Here is a 17,336-nt window from a genome sequence, read left to right as displayed (position 1 = left end):
GCCTCTTAGTTCTTGTTACGGGGTTTCTTGCCGCCTTTGGACGGCTTGGGCTTGTGCTTGCCCTTTTTCTTGCCGGCAAAGCCGTCGGCCAGAACCTGGGCGGCGTCTTTTTTGCCGCCTTTTTTGACGATCTTGCCGCTCTTGAGCCCTTCGCGGACCGAGGGCCGGCCGCTGTTTCGCCCTTCGCTGGCCAGCACCAGATCGATTTTGCGCGAATCCAGGTTCACCGCCGCTACCCGCACCTCGATGCTGTCGCCCAAGCGATAGCGTTTGCCGGTGCGTTCACCCACCAGGGCTTGCTGGGTGGCGTCGAAGTGGTAGTAGTCGTTTTCCAGGCTGGTGACATGCAGCAGGCCTTCGATCAGCAGATCGTTCAGGCGCACGAACAGGCCAAAAGAGGTGGCGGACGATATCACACCGCCAAAGATGTCGCCCACATGATCCTGCATGTATTCGCACTTGAGCCAATCGGCCACTTCGCGGGTGGCGTCATCAGCGCGGCGCTCGGTCATGGAGCAATGTTCGCCCATGGCGTCCATTTTCTCTTCGGTGTAGACAAAGCCGCCCTTGCCGGTGACGTCTTCCTTGGCCAGCACCGCCTTGATGGCACGGTGCAGGATAAGATCGGGATAACGGCGAATGGGGGAGGTAAAGTGGGCATAGGCCGACAGCGCCAAGCCGAAGTGGCCGCGGCAATCCGCTTCATAGACCGCCTGCTTCATGGAGCGCAGCAGCATGGTCTGGATAAGCTCGCCGTCGGGGCGATCACCCAGTTTCTCAAGCAGTTTGGTGAAGTCCTTGGGCTCGGGCTCGAGGCCGCCGCCCATGGAAAGCCCCAACTCGCCCAAGAACTGGTGGAAGTTGGAGATCTTTTCTTCGTCCGGTAGGTCGTGCACCCGGTACAGGCAAGGCACCTTGTGCTTTTGCACAAACTTGGCCGAGGCAACGTTGGCGAGGATCATGCACTCTTCGATGATCATGTGCGCCGTTACCCGGTGCAGCGGCACCACCTTTTCTATCTTGCGCTCTTCGTTGAACAGGAATTTGGTTTCCTGGGTTTCAAACTCGATAGCGCCCCGCTCACGGCGGCTACCCTTGAGGGCTTCAAAGAGTCGGTTCAGCTCTTCAACGTGGGGCAGCACGGCACTGTATTGCTCGCGCAGCGGTTCGTCGCCGTCGAGCATGGCCTGCACCTTGTTGTAGGTGAGCCGTGCCTTGGAGTGCATCACGGCCGGGTAGAACTTGTAGCCGGACAAGGCGCCTTTATCAGACACCGTCATCTCGCACACCATACAGAGGCGATCCACGGCCGGGTTCAGTGAACAAAGGCCGTTGGAGAGCACCTCGGGCAGCATAGGTATCACCTGGGAGGGGAAATACACCGAGTTGCCGCGGTTGTAGGCTTCTTTGTCGAGCGCCGTGCCCAGACGTACGTAATGGGATACGTCGGCAATGGCCACCCACAGGCGCCAGCCGCCGGACTTTTTGGCTTCGCAGTAAACGGCATCGTCAAAGTCGCGAGCGTCTTCGCCATCGATGGTGACCAGTGGCAGGTCGCGAAGATCCACCCGGCCTTGCTTGTCTTCTTCTAAGACTTCTTCACTCAAGCCTGCAATTTCAGCCTTGAGCTCATCAGGCCAAGTGTGGGGGAGATCGTGGCTGCGAAGGGCGATTTCGATTTCCATGCCCGGCGCCATGTGCTCGCCGAGGATCTCGACAATCTTACCTACAGGGCTGAAACGGGTGCTGGGGCGCTGGGTCAGTTCCAGCACCACCACTTGCCCGGCGCGAGCGCCGCCACGGGCTTCGTCGGGGATCAGGATATCCTGGGCAATGCGCTTGTCGTCCGGCACCACAAAACCGATGCCGTCGTCGCGAAAATAGCGGCCAACCAGCTGCGAGGAGCGGGCCTCCAACACGCGCACGATGCGCCCTTCCAGGCGGCCACGGCGGTCAGTTTTGATGGCTTGGGCCAGCACCAGATCGCCGTTGAAGGCTTTGTACATTTCGGTCGGCGACAGGAACAAGTCTTGGCCTTCGTCCACTTTGACGAAACCAAAGCCGTCAGGGTGGCCCTGGACACGGCCTTTGATAAGGTCCATCCGCTCGGTCAGGGCATAGGCTTTTTGGCGGGTAAAGACCAATTGGCCATCACGTTCCATGGCTCGTAGCCGGCGGCGCAATCCTTCCTGCTGGTTTTCATCGTCCAGTTGCAGGTGATTAATCATGGCGCGAAGGCTCTGGGGTTTGCCCAGCGTGCGCATTTCTTCGAGGATGGCTTCCCGGCTCGGGATGGGATTGTCGTATTTCTCTGCTTCGCGGTCGGCGAAGGGGTCCTTTATCTGATCGCGCATGGCGCTCTCATTTGCTGAATTTGCCACCATTATACCCTTGAGCACCGAGTAACATAGTGTTTCTCTTTAATGCTTGGGGAATAAAGAAGGCGAATGCACAATATAAGGCGCTTTTTTCCCTAGGTTTTATGACATGTCGTTGATGTCTCGGGTCGGCCGCTTCTGGCTGATGGCCCTGCTGCCTGTGGCAGTGCTGCTTTGGCAATTTACCGCTTTCATGCCCCACCTCACCACCGCACCGCTAAGCTACCTGCTGCTGGCGATGTTGGGGTGGTACGGCCTTATCGCCGGCCTTTGCGCCCTTTTCAGCTGGCCTTTGGCCTTGCTGCTGCGGGGTTTTTCCGGCTGGCTGCTGGTGCCAGGGGCGGCGGTGGTCGGCCTGCTGCTGTGGGTAGACCTGGAAGTCTTTGAGCAGTACCGCTTTCACCTTAGCCCTTTTGTGTTTCAGCTTTTTTTAAGCCAGCCCGGGGAAGTGATTGAATTCTCCTGGCTTACCTGGCTAATCAGCATCGGCGCCTTGTTGCTGTCGTTGCTGCTGTTTACCGGGTTTTGGCGTATCAGCAGCAAGCAATGGCGACAGTGGCCAGTGTGGGCGGCAATTCTTATGGCTTTCTTAAGTAGTCAGATTTGGCATGCCGTCGCCGACGCCAGGGGCATCAACCACATCACCATCCTGACCCGTAACCTGCCCATCTACCAGCCCGTTACCGCCAAGCGCTTTATGGCCAAACACGGCTGGGCCACCGCCCATCCCGAGAGCGATGCCCTTAATGTCCACGAAAAAGGGGCCCTGCATTATCCGCTAAGCCCAGTAACGGCAACGGTGACGCCCAAGCTCAACGTACTGTACGTGCTGATTGATACCTGGCGGGCCGATGAGCTCAACAGCACCGTCAGCCCCAACATCACCGCCTTTGCCACCAGCCCCGACACCAAGCGTTACATGGACCATTTCAGTGGCGGCAATTCCACCCAGGCCGGGATCTTCTCGCTGTTCTACAGCCTGCCCGCCACTTACTGGGGCGCTTTTGACGACAGCCAGCAGTCGCCGGTCTTGATGGACCTTTTTGAAAACGCCGGATATCAATTCGGGGTTTATGGCTCGGCTACCCTGCGCAGCCCCGCCTTTGATAAAACCGTGTTCTCCGGCATTCGCCCCATTCATTCCGAAGCCGGCGAGGAACGCCGCTGGAAGCGCGACCGCAATGCCGTCAACCAGTTCGAGTCGTTCCTGAATAGCCGTGACAAGCAAAAGCCCTTCTTTGGCTTTTTGTTCTTCGACACCGTCCATGCCTACGATTTCCCGGACGATTTCGAGCCTAAATTCCAGCCCTACTGGGACAGGGTCGACCACATCAAGCTCAACAATGATTTTGACCCCGCCCCCTATCGCAACCGCTACCGCACCGCGGTGCGCTATGCCGACAGCCTGGTCGGCAAGTTGCTGGCCAACCTCAAGCAGCAGGGGCTGTTGGACAACACCGTTATTATCATCAGCGCCGACCATGGCGAGGAATTTAACGACCACCATAAGAATTACTGGGGCCACGGCTCCAACTACTCTGACGCCCAGGTCAAGGTGCCGTTGGTGATCCACTGGCCGGGGCAAGGCCAGGGTGAGGTGGACTATCGCACCAGCCATTTCGATCTGGTACCGACTCTGGCACAAGGGGTGTTTGGTGCCAAGGCGCCGCTCGCCGACTACAGCGTTGGCAAACTGCTGTCAGACAGCAGCCCGCGCCCCTGGCTGCTGGTGGGCAGTTATTACAACTATGCGCTAAAGAGCCCTAAGGAATTGGTGGTGACCTACCCGACCGGGCAAACCGAGGTGATGGACAACAACCTAAACCCCAGCAGCAGCCAGCCGCCAGCCAGCGCCATTAAAGACGCCTTAGGAATGATGGGGCATTTTTACCGCTGAGAAAGCTGCGCCACCACGGTGGCCGGCAGTTGCCTTTCGAGGCGCGCCACCAGGTTGTTGGCTTGGCGCCATTGGTCGCGGTTGGGGATGATGGCGCCTTTGAGTTCACGAAGGGCCAGCTCTTTGTCCTGCGGGATGCCATAGCCTTTGATGGCCAAGTCGGCAAAGCGCAGGGTGGCTTTGAGGTTGTGTTCCATGACCGCCATGCGCAGCAGCTGCATGGCCTTGTTCATGTCGGTCTGCACCCATTTGCCGGTGGCGTAATAGCGCCCCAGCTGCTCCAAGGCCTCAGGCAGGCCCTGGTCGGCAGAACGTTGGATGTACGATATCCCCAAGGTGACATTGGTGGGCACGCAGATACCGTGGGCCAGCATATCGCCCCAGGTGAATTCGTAAGCGGGAATTTTGGCGACTTCAGCGCGGGCTTCGATGTCCTGCACCAGTTGGCAGTCATCGTCCAGTACCCGGCGCAGGTGCTTGTTCTTGGCAATAAGCTCCAGCAGCTCGTCCTGGCCATAAACCTGGACGGGCTTGAGATCCTCGGCCATCACCGGGCCGGATAACGCCAAGACAATAAAAAGACTGCGGCCAAACATAGGTACCTCCACACCCTAGTCTATCGGCAATCACGGGTTTTGCTTTAACAAAAAAGGCCGCTTGATAGCGGCCTTTTTCACAAAGTGTGCATCACGCGAAGGGGTGGCGCAGCACCATGGTCTCAACACGGTCAGGGCCAGTGCTGATGATGTCGATGGGCACACCGGTCAGCTCTTCGATGCGCTTGATGTAAGCGCGAGCAGCAGCCGGCAGGCCTTCGAGGGTAGTGACGCCAACAGTGCTTTCGCTCCAGCCCGGCATCTCTTCGTACACCAGTTCGATGCCATCGAAGTCTTCGGCAGCCAGGGGCGACACTTCAACGACTTCGCCGCTGGGCAGCTTGTAGGCGGTGCAGATCTTCACGGTTTCCAGGCCATCCAAGACGTCGAGCTTGGTCAGACAGAAGCCGGTGATGGAGTTGATCTGCACGGCGCGGCGCATCACTACAGCGTCAAACCAGCCAGTGCGGCGCTTACGGCCGGTAGTGGCACCAAATTCTTTGCCCACGGTACCCAGGTGGTGACCGACTTCGCAATCAAGCTCAGTGGGGAAAGGACCGCCGCCAACACGGGTGGTGTAGGCCTTGACGATACCCAGCACGTAGTCGAGGTGGCAAGGGCCGAAACCGGAGCCTGTGGCCACGCCACCGGCGGTGGTGTTGGACGAGGTCACGTAGGGGTAAGTGCCGTGGTCAACGTCCAGCAGGGTGCCCTGGGCACCTTCGAACATGATGGGCTCACCGGCTTTACGGGCCTTGTCCAGCAGATCGGTTACATCAACGGTCATGCCCTTGAGGTACTCGGCAGTTGCCTTGGCTTCGGCCAGGGTTTCTTCGAAGGAAACCGGCTCAACCTTGTAGTACTGGGTCAGCATGAAGTTGTGGTGGTCCAGCACCTCTTTGAGCTTCTCGGCGAAGCGCTCGGGATGGAACAGGTCGCCAACGCGCAGGGCACGGCGGGCCACCTTGTCCTCATAGGCAGGTCCGATACCACGACCGGTGGTACCGATAGCCTTAGCACCACGGGCCTTTTCACGGGCCTGGTCGATGGCGACATGGTATTTGAGGATAAGCGGGCAGGCTTCGGAGATCTTCAGGCGCTCTTTAACCGGCACACCTTTTTCTTCCAGCATGGCGATTTCGCGCATCAGGGCGTCAGGCGCCAGCACCACACCGTTACCGATGAGGCATTGCACGTCTTCGCGAAGAATACCGGAGGGAATGAGGTGCAGAACGGTTTTTTCACCGTTGATGACCAGGGTGTGCCCCGCATTGTGACCGCCTTGATAACGGACCACGTAAGCGGCTTTGTCGGTTAGCAGGTCGACTACCTTTCCTTTGCCTTCGTCACCCCATTGGGTGCCAAGGACCACAACATTTTTGCCCATTGTCTCTCTAGGAACGTTGCTTAAAAACAGATTCTACCAAAAAACCCCCGAAGGAATTAAGGCCTAATGTTTGACCAGCCAGGCCAACAGCCCGCCCAGCACCAGCATAACCAGCCCTATTTGCCTGATTACGCGGGGATTTTGCTGGGAAAGTTCAGCCATCAGTTGTTGCCACTTTTTTGGCATCAGGGCCGGCCCAAGACCTTCGAGCACCAGCCAGAGGGCACAAAGTTGCAGGAAAGTGCTCATAGTTCCCTCAATGCCTGCAGCCGGATATCGGCCAGTTCATGGTAGGGAGCAAAGCCAAAACGCAAACGGTTGCCTCTGTGGTCGGTGAGTATACCTTGGGTACGCAAAAAGTCAGCCAGTCTCTGGGTGGCCGCGTCGTCCGGCAGCGCGAAAGTCAAAAAATGCCCATGCCGGTCAAGGTTATGGCAGAGCAGCTGGCCGCGATGAAGCAGCGGGCTGGCAATGGCATCAAGCTCGGCCAAAAAAGCCTGCTGCAGCTGCTGCACGTGGCTGTGGATGGCCTCAATGGTGATGCCGTCACGCTGGTACCAGTCCAGCACACTCAGCACCCGGTAAAGGGCCGACATGTCAAAGGTGGAGCCGGCAAAGCGCATGCCGTTGCTGGCATAGGCGGCGGTTTGGCCCCGGCTTTGTTCCAAGGCGCCAAACTCGGCATACCAGCCGGTGTTGACCGGCCGCAAGGTGCAACCCGGCGGTACCGCCAAGAAGCAGCAGCCTTCGCCGCCCTGGGCATATTTGTAGCTGCCGGCAAGGTAGAAGGCGCGGTGGGCAATGGCGCTTAAATCGGTCGGGATGGCGCAAAAGCCGTGGTAGCCGTCGATGGCAATCAAAGTTTGCGGGTCAGGTATAGCATTGACGATGGCGCCAAGGTCACTCACCGCCACCCCGGAGTTAAAAAACACCTGGCTGAAAAACAGCAGATCCCAGCCGCCTTTGGCCGCTTCGCTAATAAGCCTTGCCTCGAAGCTGGCAAAAGGCTGGGTCGCTACCCGCACCACCTCGGCAAGGCCTGCTTCTTCGAGGCGTTGGCACTGGCGGCTGAACGAGTGGAACTCGCTGTCGGTGGTGAGGATCCGCACCTTAGGGTGGTTTGGCAGGCAAGACAGTAGCCGCAGCACGAATTCGTGGGTGTTGGGAGCAAAGACCAGCTGCTCGGCTTGGGGCAACGACAACAATCTGGCGATGTGGCGTTGCAGCGCCGGCACCTTTTCGCTGAAAAACATCCCCCACTTTTCGTCGGCCAGGCGGGCGCTGTCGTCCCAGTAGGCCAGTTGCGCGCTGCGGGTAATGTCGGGCCAGAAGTGGTGGCTATGGCAGGCGTAGTGCTGCTTGCCCTGATGGTGGCTTAAAAAGCGCTGATAGTGCTGCTTGAGCATGTTTCCCCCATGAAAAAGCCCGGCGAACCGGGCTTTGTTTTTTATTTTTTCTTGTCCGCGTCTTTGAGGTAGCGGAAGAACTCGCCATCAGGTTTTAGCACCATGATGTCGTTCCCGCCGTTGAAGCTCTTTTTGTAGGCTTCGAGGCTGCGGATAAAGCTGAAGAACTCCGGGTCCTTATCGTAGGCCTTGGCGTAGATGTCGGCCGCCACCGCGTCGCCTTCACCACGGGTGGTGCGGGCTTTACGCTCGGCATCGGCCAGCAATACCGTGACCTTGTTGTCGATATCGGCGCGGATCACCTCGGCCTTCTCCTTACCTTCGGAGCGGTGCTTTTTGGCAACGGCGTTACGCTCGGCACGCATCCGGTCGTAGATGGAGTTGGAGATCTCGGTGGGCAGGTTGATTTGCTTGACCCGCACGTCCACCACGTCGATGCCCAGCTCGCGAGAGCTTTCCTTGACCTGTTTAAGGGCGTCGGCCATCACTTCGGAGCGCTCGCCGGAGACGATATCGGTGATGGTACGGGTACCGAACTCGCTACGAAGACCGTTGTTGATCTTGTTCTTGAGCAGGCTCTCGGCGGTGGCCATGTTGCCGCGGTTGGTGGAGTCGTAGAACTTGCCGAAATCGCTGATCTTCCACTTCACGTAGGAATCGACGATAAGGTCTTTCTTCTCGGAGGTCACAAAACGGTCCTGCTCGCCTTCCAGGCTTTGCAGGCGCGCGTCAAGGAGCCGTACCGAATCCACAAAAGGCGCCTTGAAGTGCAGGCCTGGGCCATAAACCACCGCGTTGCCTTGGGCGTCGGTGTTAACCCGCTGGAAGCGCAGCACCAGGCCGCGCTGGCCTTCGGAGACCACAAATACCGAGTTGTAACCCAGGAACACCGCCAGGATAACCAGGATAAATAACAGCTTTTTCATGGTTTAGTCCCTCCCTGTACGACCGGCATTGCGGTTGACACCGCGCGGGTCAGAACTGGACAAGCCGCTGTCGCTGGCCTGGCCTTGGCGCTGCTGGATTTGGAACAGCTCGTCACCGTTATTGTCGTTGGCTTTGCTGCTCTGCTGTTTATCTAGCAGTTTGTCCAGCGGCAGGTACATCAGGTTGCCACTGCCACCGTCCACCAGCACTTTCGAGCTGTTGCCGTACACCTGTTCCATGGTTTCGAGATACAGGCGGGTACGGGTGACTTTCGGGCTGGCCTCGTACTCGGGCAGCAATTTATTAAAGCGTGACACTTCACCCTGGGCTTTCAGTACTACCTGCTGCTTGTAGGCATCGGCTTCCTGCAGGATGCGGGTTGCCTTACCACGGGCAATAGGCTCGACTTCAGAGGCGTAAGCTTCGGCTTCACGGATGTAGCGCTGCTCGTCTTCCTTGGCGGCGATGGCGTCGTCAAACGCGGCTTTAACCGCATCGGGCGCCCGGGCCGGCAGGAAGTTCACGTCCTGAATATCGATACCCAAGTGATACTGGGCGATGGTTTTGTTGATGAGGTCCCAGGTATCACGGCGCACCTGCTCACGGCCGGTGGTGAGGATATCGTCCATGGTGGTGTGACCCACCACGTAACGCAGGGACGCATCCACCGCCTGGCTCAAGGAGTCGACCGCGTCGGTGACGTTGAACTTGTAGGCCTTGGGATCGTTAACCTTGTACTGCACTTCGATTTGCACCCTGACCACGTTCTCGTCTTTGGTCAGCATGTAGCCCGAAGCGGGGATGGAGCGTACGGTACGGGTATCGACCGGGTACACCTTGTCGATAAAGGTGGGCTTCCAGTGCAGGCCGGAAGACACGGTTTCCTTGTACTGGCCAAAGTGCAGCACCACGCCTTGCTCGGCGTTCTTGATGGTGTAGAAGCCGGAAATGCCCCACACCACCGCTGCCAGTATCAGCACCACCACCACAGCGCCCCAGGAGAAGCCGCCGTTACCTTTGCCGCCAAAGACGCCACCCATGCGGGACCCGAGCTTTTTCATCAGCTCATCAAAGTCGGGCGGACCCTGGTCGTTGCCGCCACGGGGTTTATTACCCCAGGGGTCCTTGTCTTTGTTGTTGCCCGGCTCATTCCAAGCCATTGTCTTCTCCCGTTAATTCTCGTGACTTAAAGCACTTTATCAGCAGCACCAGAGACGATAAAGCGCTCAGGGGCGCCCTGGTTCTGCTTGTTGAGTCGTTGCCAGTCCACCTGGGGCATCCTCACCCAGAGTAACCACTGGCCCTGCTCATCGATTTGTTCTTTGGCCACAGCCTGCATCGAAAACAGCTCTGCCCGCAGTTTACCTTGTGCCGGCGGCAGCTGCAGAGTGCCAACAAAGGTATCTTCGGCCAACCGCTCGGATAACGCCTGGAACAGTAGCTCAAGGCCCAGGCGTTTTTGGGCCGACAACCAAACCGCCACCGGTTTGCCGTCGTCCGCCCTGTCGATACGGGGCGCCACGTCATCCAGTTTATCGAGCTTGTTGTAGACCATCAGCACCGGCACGTCGTCGGCTTCGATTTCCTTGAGTACCACGTTGACCTGCTGGGTATTGTCGCTGGCCCGCTCGTCGGCGGCGTCCACCACATGCAGCAGCAGGTTGGCCTCGCGGGTCTCTTCCAAGGTGGCCTTGAAGGCCGCCACCAGATCGTGGGGCAAATGGCGGATAAAACCCACGGTATCGGCCAGGATAACCGGGCCTACATCAGCCAGCTGCACCTTGCGAAGGGTCGGGTCCAAAGTGGCAAAGAGCTGGTCGGCGGCGTAGACATCGGCGCTGGTCAGGCCGTTAAACAGTGTCGACTTGCCGGCGTTGGTGTACCCCACCAGCGACAGGGTCGGCACTTCGCGGCGGCTGCGGGCACGGCGGCCCTGTTCGCGCTGCTTGGCCACTTTTTCCAGCCGCTTTTCAATATGGTTTATCCGGTCGCGCAACAGGCGACGGTCTGTTTCCAGCTGGGTTTCACCCGGGCCGCGCAGGCCGATACCGCCTTTTTGGCGCTCAAGGTGAGTCCAGCCCCGCACCAAACGGGTAGAAAGGTGCTTGAGCTGGGCCAGCTCTACCTGCAGCTTGCCCTCGTGCGTACGGGCTCGCTGGGCAAAGATATCCAGAATAAGCGTGGTTCTGTCCAAGACCCGGCATTCAAACAACCGCTCCAGGTTCCGCTCTTGGGCGGGACTCAGGGCATGGTTGAAGATCACCACCTCGGCGCCCAGCATACGCACGGTTTCGGCGACTTCTTCAGCCTTGCCGGTACCGATATAAAATTTGGGATGGGGAGCACTGCGGCGGGTGGTGAGTACGGCCAGGGTGGTAACACCCGCCGAGTCTACGAGCATTTTCAGCTCATCCAGGTCTTCCCGGTCAGACTCGGCGGAAAAGTCCACGTGAACAAGGACAGCCTGTTCGCCTCCTTCATAACGGTCAAACAAGCTTTAATAACCTCTTGAAACGTTAGACGTTCTCTTCGGCGCCACCGGCATTGGTGCCTGCGGCATACTGATGCATGGACACGGGGCGTGCCGGCACCACGGTGGAGATCGCGTGTTTGTAGACCATCTGGCTAACTGTGTTTTTCAGAAGAACCACGAATTGATCGAAAGACTCGATTTGTCCCTGCAATTTGATGCCATTAACCAGGTAAATGGATACTGGTACGCGTTCCTTGCGTAGTGCGTTCAGGAAAGGATCCTGTAAAGATTGCCCCTTAGCCATGTTGAAATTCCTTGTTGTGATTAGGGTAGTTATTTCAAACGATTAGACCGCGTCAGAACCCTAGTATGAACCATCATTTAAGAGGGATCTAGTTCACAAAGCAGCGTGTCCAGGTTCTTCGGATGGCCCGTTTCCAGCTGCAGTAACGGCCACTTCCAGCCATTTAGCCACGTACTTTGTCTTTTGGCCAGTTGTCCGGTGGCAATAATGGCTTTTTCTACAGCCTCGTCCAGACTGCACTCGCCGTCGAGGTAAGCCCAGAGCTGGCGATAGCCGACACAGCGCACCGACGGCAACTCGGGGTGCAGGTCTTCTCGTTGATGAAGCTGCTTTACCTCATCCAAAAAACCCTGCGCCATCATTTGCTTAAAACGTAACCGGATGCGTTCTCTTAATAAAACGCGGTCTGCGGGCATGATAGCGACTTGAACTGTCGGGTAAGTGAACGGTGAACCCGACTCGGCCTGTAACTGGGTCAGGCTCTGGCCGCTGATGCGATACACCTCCAACGCCCGGCTAAGGCGCTGCGGGTCGTTGACGTGAATGCGGGCCGCCGCCACAGGGTCGATGGCCTGAAGCTGCTGGTGCAGCGCTTGCCAACCAAGGGCTTGTGCTTCGGCTTCAATCTCGGCGCGCACCAAAGGGTCGGCCTTTGGCAGTGGCGACAGCCCTTCGAGCAGCGCCTTGTAATAAAGCATGGTGCCCCCCACCAGCACCGGCAGTTTGCTCGCGGCCAGGGCCTTTTCGATAAGGCCTTGCACGTCATCGACAAAGTCGGCGGCCGAGTAGCTCTCGGCGGGGTCGAGGATATCGATAAGGTGATGGGGGTAGCGGGCCAGCTCCTCTGGGCTTGGCTTGGCGGTGCCGATGTCCATGCCCTTGTAGATAAGAGCCGAGTCGACACTAATAAGCTCGCAGGGCAGACGGTCAAAAAGCCCCATGGCCAAGTCGGTTTTGCCTGAGGCGGTGGGCCCCATCAGCATCACCACGGGAAGAGTCATCAGGAATCCTTCAATAACGCGTGCAAATCCAGGGGCTTAAGCGCCGCCTGTTGTTGACTATGGTCCAGCCCCTGCCACAGTGCCAGGGCCTCTTGCCAGCGATAGCGCCGGGGGTTAGCGGCCAGAGCCTGCTCAAGGGCATCGATGGGGGCAAGGCTTTCCAGGTGGCCAAGGAGTGCCGGTAGCCACTGGCTGACATCCAGCTCCCGAAGGGGCTGAGGCACGGCCCGCACCATCAGCTTACCGGCGCCGGGCTGATGTAGCGCCAGCCCCCAGGCTTCGAGCTGCTCTTGGTGGCGCTCAAAGGCGGCCAGCATCGGCCCATCGAGGGGCAAGGTCACCGGCAACAATAATGGCTGGGACGGCGCGCCCTGCGCGACCCCTTTGGCCGCCGTTTTTGCCCCCAGAGGCCGAAGGTCGGCCGCCAGCAACTGCCCGCCCTTGGAGAGCAGCAACCAGCGCCCCCGCTCCAGATGCAAGGGGGCATCGGAGGCAGCGATTTCCACCTGGGGCATGGGAGCCGGGCGCACCGGCGCCTGCCAGCGGGCAAAGGCGTCCAGCGCTTCACTGACTTCACTGCGCCCCGGCGCTGACGCTGGTTGATAAGGCCTGCTGCCGGTAGCCCGCTCCGATTGGCCCCAACTGCTGGCAGCGCCGGTTGCGGCGCCAACAGCAGGCCCTTGGCTGGTGGCGTTTGGCCAGTCGCTCGGTGCGGCCTGAGCCAGGGCATCGGCCAGGGCTCTTGCAATAAAATCGTGCACCAGCCGGGCGTCGTGGAAACGCACCTCGTGCTTGGCCGGGTGAACGTTGACATCCACCTGAGCGGCCGGCAGCTCTACAAAGAGTACAAAGGCGCCGTGTTGCCCCTCGGCCAGCACCGCGCCATAAGCGTCACGCACCGCGTGGTTGATGAGCTTGTCGCGCATCATCCGGCCGTTAACGTAACAATACTGCAGATCCGGGTGGTTGCGGGGCTGCTCGCTGAGCCAGCCCCAGAGCCGAAGCTGCTGGTGCTGGTTGTCGATAAAAAGGCATTGGCCGGCAAAATCGTTGCCGCACACCGCCGCCAGCCGCTGCTGGAAGTGCTCCCCCTGGGCAGGCGGGTATTGGCGCACGGTTTTGCCGTTGTGGCGCAGCACCAGCGCCACATCCATACGGCTAAGGGCAATACGGCGCACCAGCTCGTCGATATGGGCAAACTCGGTTTTCTCGGCTTTTAAAAACTTGCGGCGGGCCGGGGTGTTGAAGAACAAGTCGTGCACTTCCACCGTGGTACCTACCGGGTGCGCCGCCGGGCTCAGCTTGACGTCCATGTCGCGGCCCTCGGCCTGGGCCGCCCAAGCCTCAGTCGCCTCTGGGGTGCGGGAGGTGAGGGTAAGGCGCGATACCGAGGACACCGAGGCCAGGGCCTCGCCCCGAAACCCCAGGGAGAAAATGGCTTCCAGATCGTCCAGGCTGGCGATTTTCGAGGTGGCGTGGCGGCTTAGCGCCAGGGTCAGCTCGTCTTTGGGGATACCGCTGCCGTTGTCGCGGATGCGAATAAGCCGCTGGCCACCCTTCTCGATGTCGATGTCGATACGGGTGGCACCGGCATCGATGCTGTTTTCCACCAGCTCCTTGACTACGGAAGCGGGCCGTTCCACCACCTCACCGGCAGCGATCTGGTTGGCCAGGCGGGCTGGCAGAATACGAATGGGCATCAGCTTGAGGGTATTGTCAGTTTCTGGCCGACCAGCAGCGCATTGGATTTGAGGCCGTTGGCGGCCTTGATGGCAGAGACCGAGGTATTGTAACGCGACGCCAGTACCGACAGCGACTCGCCGCTACGCACCACGTGCACCTTGCCGTTTTGCTGGGCAAAGAGGCTGCCCGGGGGCGGCCAGGCGGTGAAGTATTCCTTAAGGGCCGTGGCCAGCGCGCCGGCGATACGGCCCTGGTGCCAGCTGTTGGCCAGCAGTTTTTCTTCGTCGGGGTTGGACAAAAAGCCGGTCTCTACCAGCACCGAGGGAATGTCCGGCGCGGTCAGCACCCCAAGGCTCTTGGGTTGAGGGCGGTCTTTGTGCAGACGGGTCACCTTGCCCAGCTCTTTTAACATCAAAGAGCCGATGTCCTGGCCCACCGAACGGCTGTGGTCCATGGACATGTCCAGCAGCGCCTGGGCCAAGTATTGCTCTTGCTTGGTGTCTTCTATCACCTCGGCGGCGCCGCCAAGAAGCTCGGAGTGGCGGTCTTTTTCGTCAACCCACTTACCTATAACCCGGTTGGCACGGCTGGTGTTAAGCACCCACACCGAGGCGCCCCTAGGCTGGGAAGAGCCGATGGAGTCGGCATGAATGGACACCAGTATGTCGGCTTTCTTTTCACGGGCGATATCGGCCCGCTCCACCACCCCGATGTATTTGTCGGAGCTGCGGGTCAGCACCGCCTTGATACCGGGGATGCGGTCAAGGTCGGCTTTCAGCTTCTTGGCGATGGCCAGGGTCACGTTCTTTTCATAGGTCTTGTGACGGCCAATGGAGCCTGGGTCATGGCCGCCGTGGCCGGGGTCGATGGCAACGATAATATCCCGGCCCTGGGCTGGCGGCGTGATGGGCACCGGTTTTGGCGCCGGGGTCTGGGCCTGGCTGCTGTGGCTTGGGGCACTGGCGCTGGCGCCTTTGCCGGCCACATCAATCACCAGGCGGTTACCGTTGCCGTCACTGGGGGCCAGGGCAAACAACTCGGCCTTGGCGCTGCGGCTAAGCTCCAACACCAGCCGAATGCCGCCCTTGTTCTTGGGGGTGGAGTTGCGGATTTTGGTCAGCACCTCTGAGTCCCCCACGGCCATGGGCAGTTTCACCTTTTGCTGGGTATCGGCAAGATCCACCACCAGCCGGTCGGGGTTTTTCAGGGTGAAATAGGAAAAGTCGGGCGCGGCGCCCATATCCAGCACCACCCGGGTTTTGGCCTCTGAGGGCCAGACACGCACTTCGTCGAGGCTGTTGGCCCACAGCGGCAGGCAACACAACCACAGCAACAACCCAGGCAGCAGACGCTTCATATTAGGGGGACAACCTCTCCAGAGTCTTGGCGCCTTGAATGCTTCGGGCATGGAGGCTCACCGACCTGCCATCGCCCTGATAAACCAGGGATAACACTAGGTCGGCCTCGGGCAGCGCGCCCTCGCCTTTTTGCGGCCATTCAATCAGGCAGATGCAATCTTTGCCAAAGTAATCACGCACGCCCATGAATTCAAGTTCTTCAGGGTCAGAAAGTCGATAGAGATCAAAATGATAGACTCTCACCCCCGGCAGTTCGTAAGGCTCCACAAGGGTATAGGTGGGACTCTTGACCCGACCTGAATGCCCAAGGCCCTGGATAAAACCCCGGCTTAAGGTCGTTTTACCGGCCCCCAGATCTCCCAGCAGATGGATGGTGATGCCCGGGGTGACCGCCTTGGCCAGGCGCTCGCCCAGCGCCACGGTGGCGGTGTCGTCCGCCAGAAAGATGTCATGCATTGATAAGGTTCCGCACCCAGTCAAAAAGATCGCTGGCCAGGGTGCCTATGGCCCCCTGCTCTGCCGCCTTGCTGCCGGCCTCGCCATGCAGGGCCGCACCGAGCAGCGCCGCATCCAAAGGCGTGAGGCCCTGCGCCAAAAGTGCGCCAATGATACCAGAAAGCACGTCGCCCATACCGCCTACCGCCATGGCCGGGCTGCCCACCGCCAGCAGCCAGCTTTGCTTGCCGTCTGACACCAGAGTACCGGCGCCTTTTAAAAGCGCCACGCAGCGGTATTGTTGAGCCAGGGCCAGTACCGCCGCCAGCCGGTCCCGTTCGATATCGCCAATGCTTACCCCCAGCAATCTTGCCGCTTCGCCAGGGTGAGGAGTGATAACGGCGCCTACCAGCGCCTGGGGCTTTTGTGCCACCAGGTTCAGGGCGTCGGCGTCCACCACCTTGGCAAGAGGCAGGGCAAGGGCGCCGGCGCACATGGTTTGGCCCCAAGGGTCTTGGCCCAGCCCAGGGCCCAGCACCAGGGCCTTGGCGGCAAAGCCGGGGGCGCGCCAATCGGCAGCGGGTTCAACCATCAGCTCCGGCCTTCCCAGGCTTACCGCCAGGGCGCTTTGCGGGTGGGTCAGCACTTTCACCAGGCCAGCGCCACTACGAAGGGCCGCTTCCCCGGCCAGGCGAATGGCGCCGCTCATGCCAAGATTGCCTCCCACCAGCAGCAGCCGGCCGCTGTCGCCTTTATGGGCGGTGGCCTTGCGGCTGGGGCGCAGCGCTTTGAGGGCAGCAAAATCCACGGCGTTAAACGCTGTCTCGGCGCGGGGGTTAAGGTCTAAGTCGGCAAGCCAGGCCTGCTGCCAGGCTGCCCTGCCCTGGCCGGTCAAGAGTCCAGCTTTGGGGAAGATAAAAGTCACCACAGCGCTTGCGCTAAAGGGCTTGCCCCACCAATGGCCGCTGTCGCTGCCAAGGCCGCTTGGCACATCGAGGGCCAAAATGGGCAGCGCCGTGGTGGCCAAAAAGGCCTGCAAGGCTTTGGCGGCGCCGCGCACCTCGCTGATAAGGCCCATACCCAGCAGGCCGTCTACCACCAGTTCATGATCAAGAGGAGCCGGCAAGCTAAACAGGGTTTTACCGCCAGCCTCCAGCCATGCCTTGGCGGCTTGGCAGGCCTCCTGCGCTTTGGGCTCGCCGCTGGCCACCAAGGTAACCGCCAAGCCATCAGCCAGCGCCAGGCGGGCCAGCACATAGGCGTCGCCGCCGTTGTTGCCGGTGCCAGCCAACACCAGCAGCTTTTTGGCAGCGGGCCTGCGCTGGCGCAGCAGGCCATAAGCGGCAAGGCCGGCCTTTTCCATCAGCTGATACAGGCTCAGGCCCTTGGCTGCGGCTAGGCGCGGCTCCAGTTCCTTTAGCTCGGCTGCCAGGGGCAACGGACAAGGCAGGGCGTTTAGCAAAGGGGTCAGCATGGCTACCTCACAAGACG

Annotated in this window: 15 protein-coding genes; 1 reads left to right on the top strand and 14 read right to left on the bottom strand. The window is 59.7% G+C overall.

The window, feature by feature from the left end:
* Positions 1-5: 5 nt before the first annotated feature.
* On the bottom strand, positions 6-2,354 hold the full coding sequence (gene rnr / locus AC22G1_RS03095; protein ID WP_487315477.1) for a ribonuclease R: 2,349 nt from the start codon (positions 2,352-2,354) through the stop codon (positions 6-8).
* 142 nt (positions 2,355-2,496) lie between these two features.
* Here rnr and AC22G1_RS03090 point away from each other — a divergent pair, with 142 nt between their 5' ends.
* Positions 2,497-4,275: a sulfatase-like hydrolase/transferase gene (locus AC22G1_RS03090; protein ID WP_487315476.1), complete on the top strand. Its 1,779-nt coding sequence runs from the start codon at positions 2,497-2,499 to the stop codon at positions 4,273-4,275.
* Here AC22G1_RS03090 and AC22G1_RS03085 read toward each other — a convergent pair.
* The 13 genes from AC22G1_RS03085 to AC22G1_RS03025 form a co-directional block, all read right to left on the bottom strand.
* Positions 4,266-4,871, bottom strand: coding sequence for a tetratricopeptide repeat protein (locus AC22G1_RS03085; protein ID WP_487315475.1), 606 nt, complete (start codon positions 4,869-4,871; stop codon positions 4,266-4,268). The genes AC22G1_RS03090 and AC22G1_RS03085 overlap by 10 nt on opposite strands.
* Positions 4,872-4,962: 91 nt before the next feature.
* Complete coding sequence (locus AC22G1_RS03080) at positions 4,963-6,258, bottom strand: adenylosuccinate synthase (RefSeq protein WP_487315474.1); 1,296 nt, start codon at positions 6,256-6,258, stop codon at positions 4,963-4,965.
* Positions 6,259-6,321: 63 nt separating this feature from the next.
* On the bottom strand, positions 6,322-6,444 hold the full coding sequence (locus AC22G1_RS03075; protein ID WP_487316680.1) for a DUF2065 family protein: 123 nt from the start codon (positions 6,442-6,444) through the stop codon (positions 6,322-6,324).
* Positions 6,445-6,503: 59 nt separating this feature from the next.
* Positions 6,504-7,664, bottom strand: a complete 1,161-nt coding sequence (locus AC22G1_RS03070; protein WP_487315473.1) for an aminotransferase class V-fold PLP-dependent enzyme — start codon at positions 7,662-7,664, stop codon at positions 6,504-6,506.
* Between the two features lie 41 nt (positions 7,665-7,705).
* Positions 7,706-8,590 (bottom strand): protease modulator HflC, encoded by an 885-nt coding sequence (hflC, locus tag AC22G1_RS03065; RefSeq protein WP_487315472.1) that lies wholly within the window; start codon positions 8,588-8,590, stop codon positions 7,706-7,708.
* Positions 8,591-8,593: 3 nt separating this feature from the next.
* Positions 8,594-9,751, bottom strand: a complete 1,158-nt coding sequence (gene hflK / locus AC22G1_RS03060) for an FtsH protease activity modulator HflK (RefSeq protein WP_487315471.1) — start codon at positions 9,749-9,751, stop codon at positions 8,594-8,596.
* A gap of 26 nt (positions 9,752-9,777) precedes the next feature.
* Complete coding sequence (hflX, locus tag AC22G1_RS03055; RefSeq protein ID WP_487315470.1) at positions 9,778-11,085, bottom strand: ribosome rescue GTPase HflX; 1,308 nt, start codon at positions 11,083-11,085, stop codon at positions 9,778-9,780.
* A 22-nt stretch (positions 11,086-11,107) separates the two neighbouring features.
* On the bottom strand, positions 11,108-11,368 hold the full coding sequence (gene hfq, locus AC22G1_RS03050; RefSeq protein ID WP_487315469.1) for an RNA chaperone Hfq: 261 nt from the start codon (positions 11,366-11,368) through the stop codon (positions 11,108-11,110).
* 77 nt (positions 11,369-11,445) lie between these two features.
* Complete coding sequence (gene miaA / locus AC22G1_RS03045) at positions 11,446-12,369, bottom strand: tRNA (adenosine(37)-N6)-dimethylallyltransferase MiaA (RefSeq protein WP_487315468.1); 924 nt, start codon at positions 12,367-12,369, stop codon at positions 11,446-11,448.
* Positions 12,369-14,069: a DNA mismatch repair endonuclease MutL gene (mutL, locus tag AC22G1_RS03040; RefSeq protein WP_487315467.1), complete on the bottom strand. Its 1,701-nt coding sequence runs from the start codon at positions 14,067-14,069 to the stop codon at positions 12,369-12,371. The genes miaA and mutL overlap by 1 nt, the downstream gene beginning before the upstream one ends.
* Complete coding sequence (locus AC22G1_RS03035) at positions 14,069-15,409, bottom strand: N-acetylmuramoyl-L-alanine amidase (RefSeq protein WP_487315466.1); 1,341 nt, start codon at positions 15,407-15,409, stop codon at positions 14,069-14,071. The genes mutL and AC22G1_RS03035 overlap by 1 nt, the downstream gene beginning before the upstream one ends.
* Before the next feature lies 1 nt (position 15,410).
* Positions 15,411-15,866: a tRNA (adenosine(37)-N6)-threonylcarbamoyltransferase complex ATPase subunit type 1 TsaE gene (gene tsaE, locus AC22G1_RS03030; RefSeq protein WP_487315465.1), complete on the bottom strand. Its 456-nt coding sequence runs from the start codon at positions 15,864-15,866 to the stop codon at positions 15,411-15,413.
* Entirely contained in the window at positions 15,859-17,319 is a 1,461-nt protein-coding gene (locus AC22G1_RS03025) for an NAD(P)H-hydrate dehydratase (RefSeq protein ID WP_487315464.1), read from the bottom strand. The genes tsaE and AC22G1_RS03025 overlap by 8 nt, the downstream gene beginning before the upstream one ends.
* Positions 17,320-17,336: the final 17 nt, after the last annotated feature.

The sequence above is a fragment of the Gallaecimonas zhanjiangensis genome (assembly GCF_057624825.1).
Note: the sequence above shows the minus strand (reverse complement) of the source record. Positions and strands in the feature narration are given on the sequence as shown.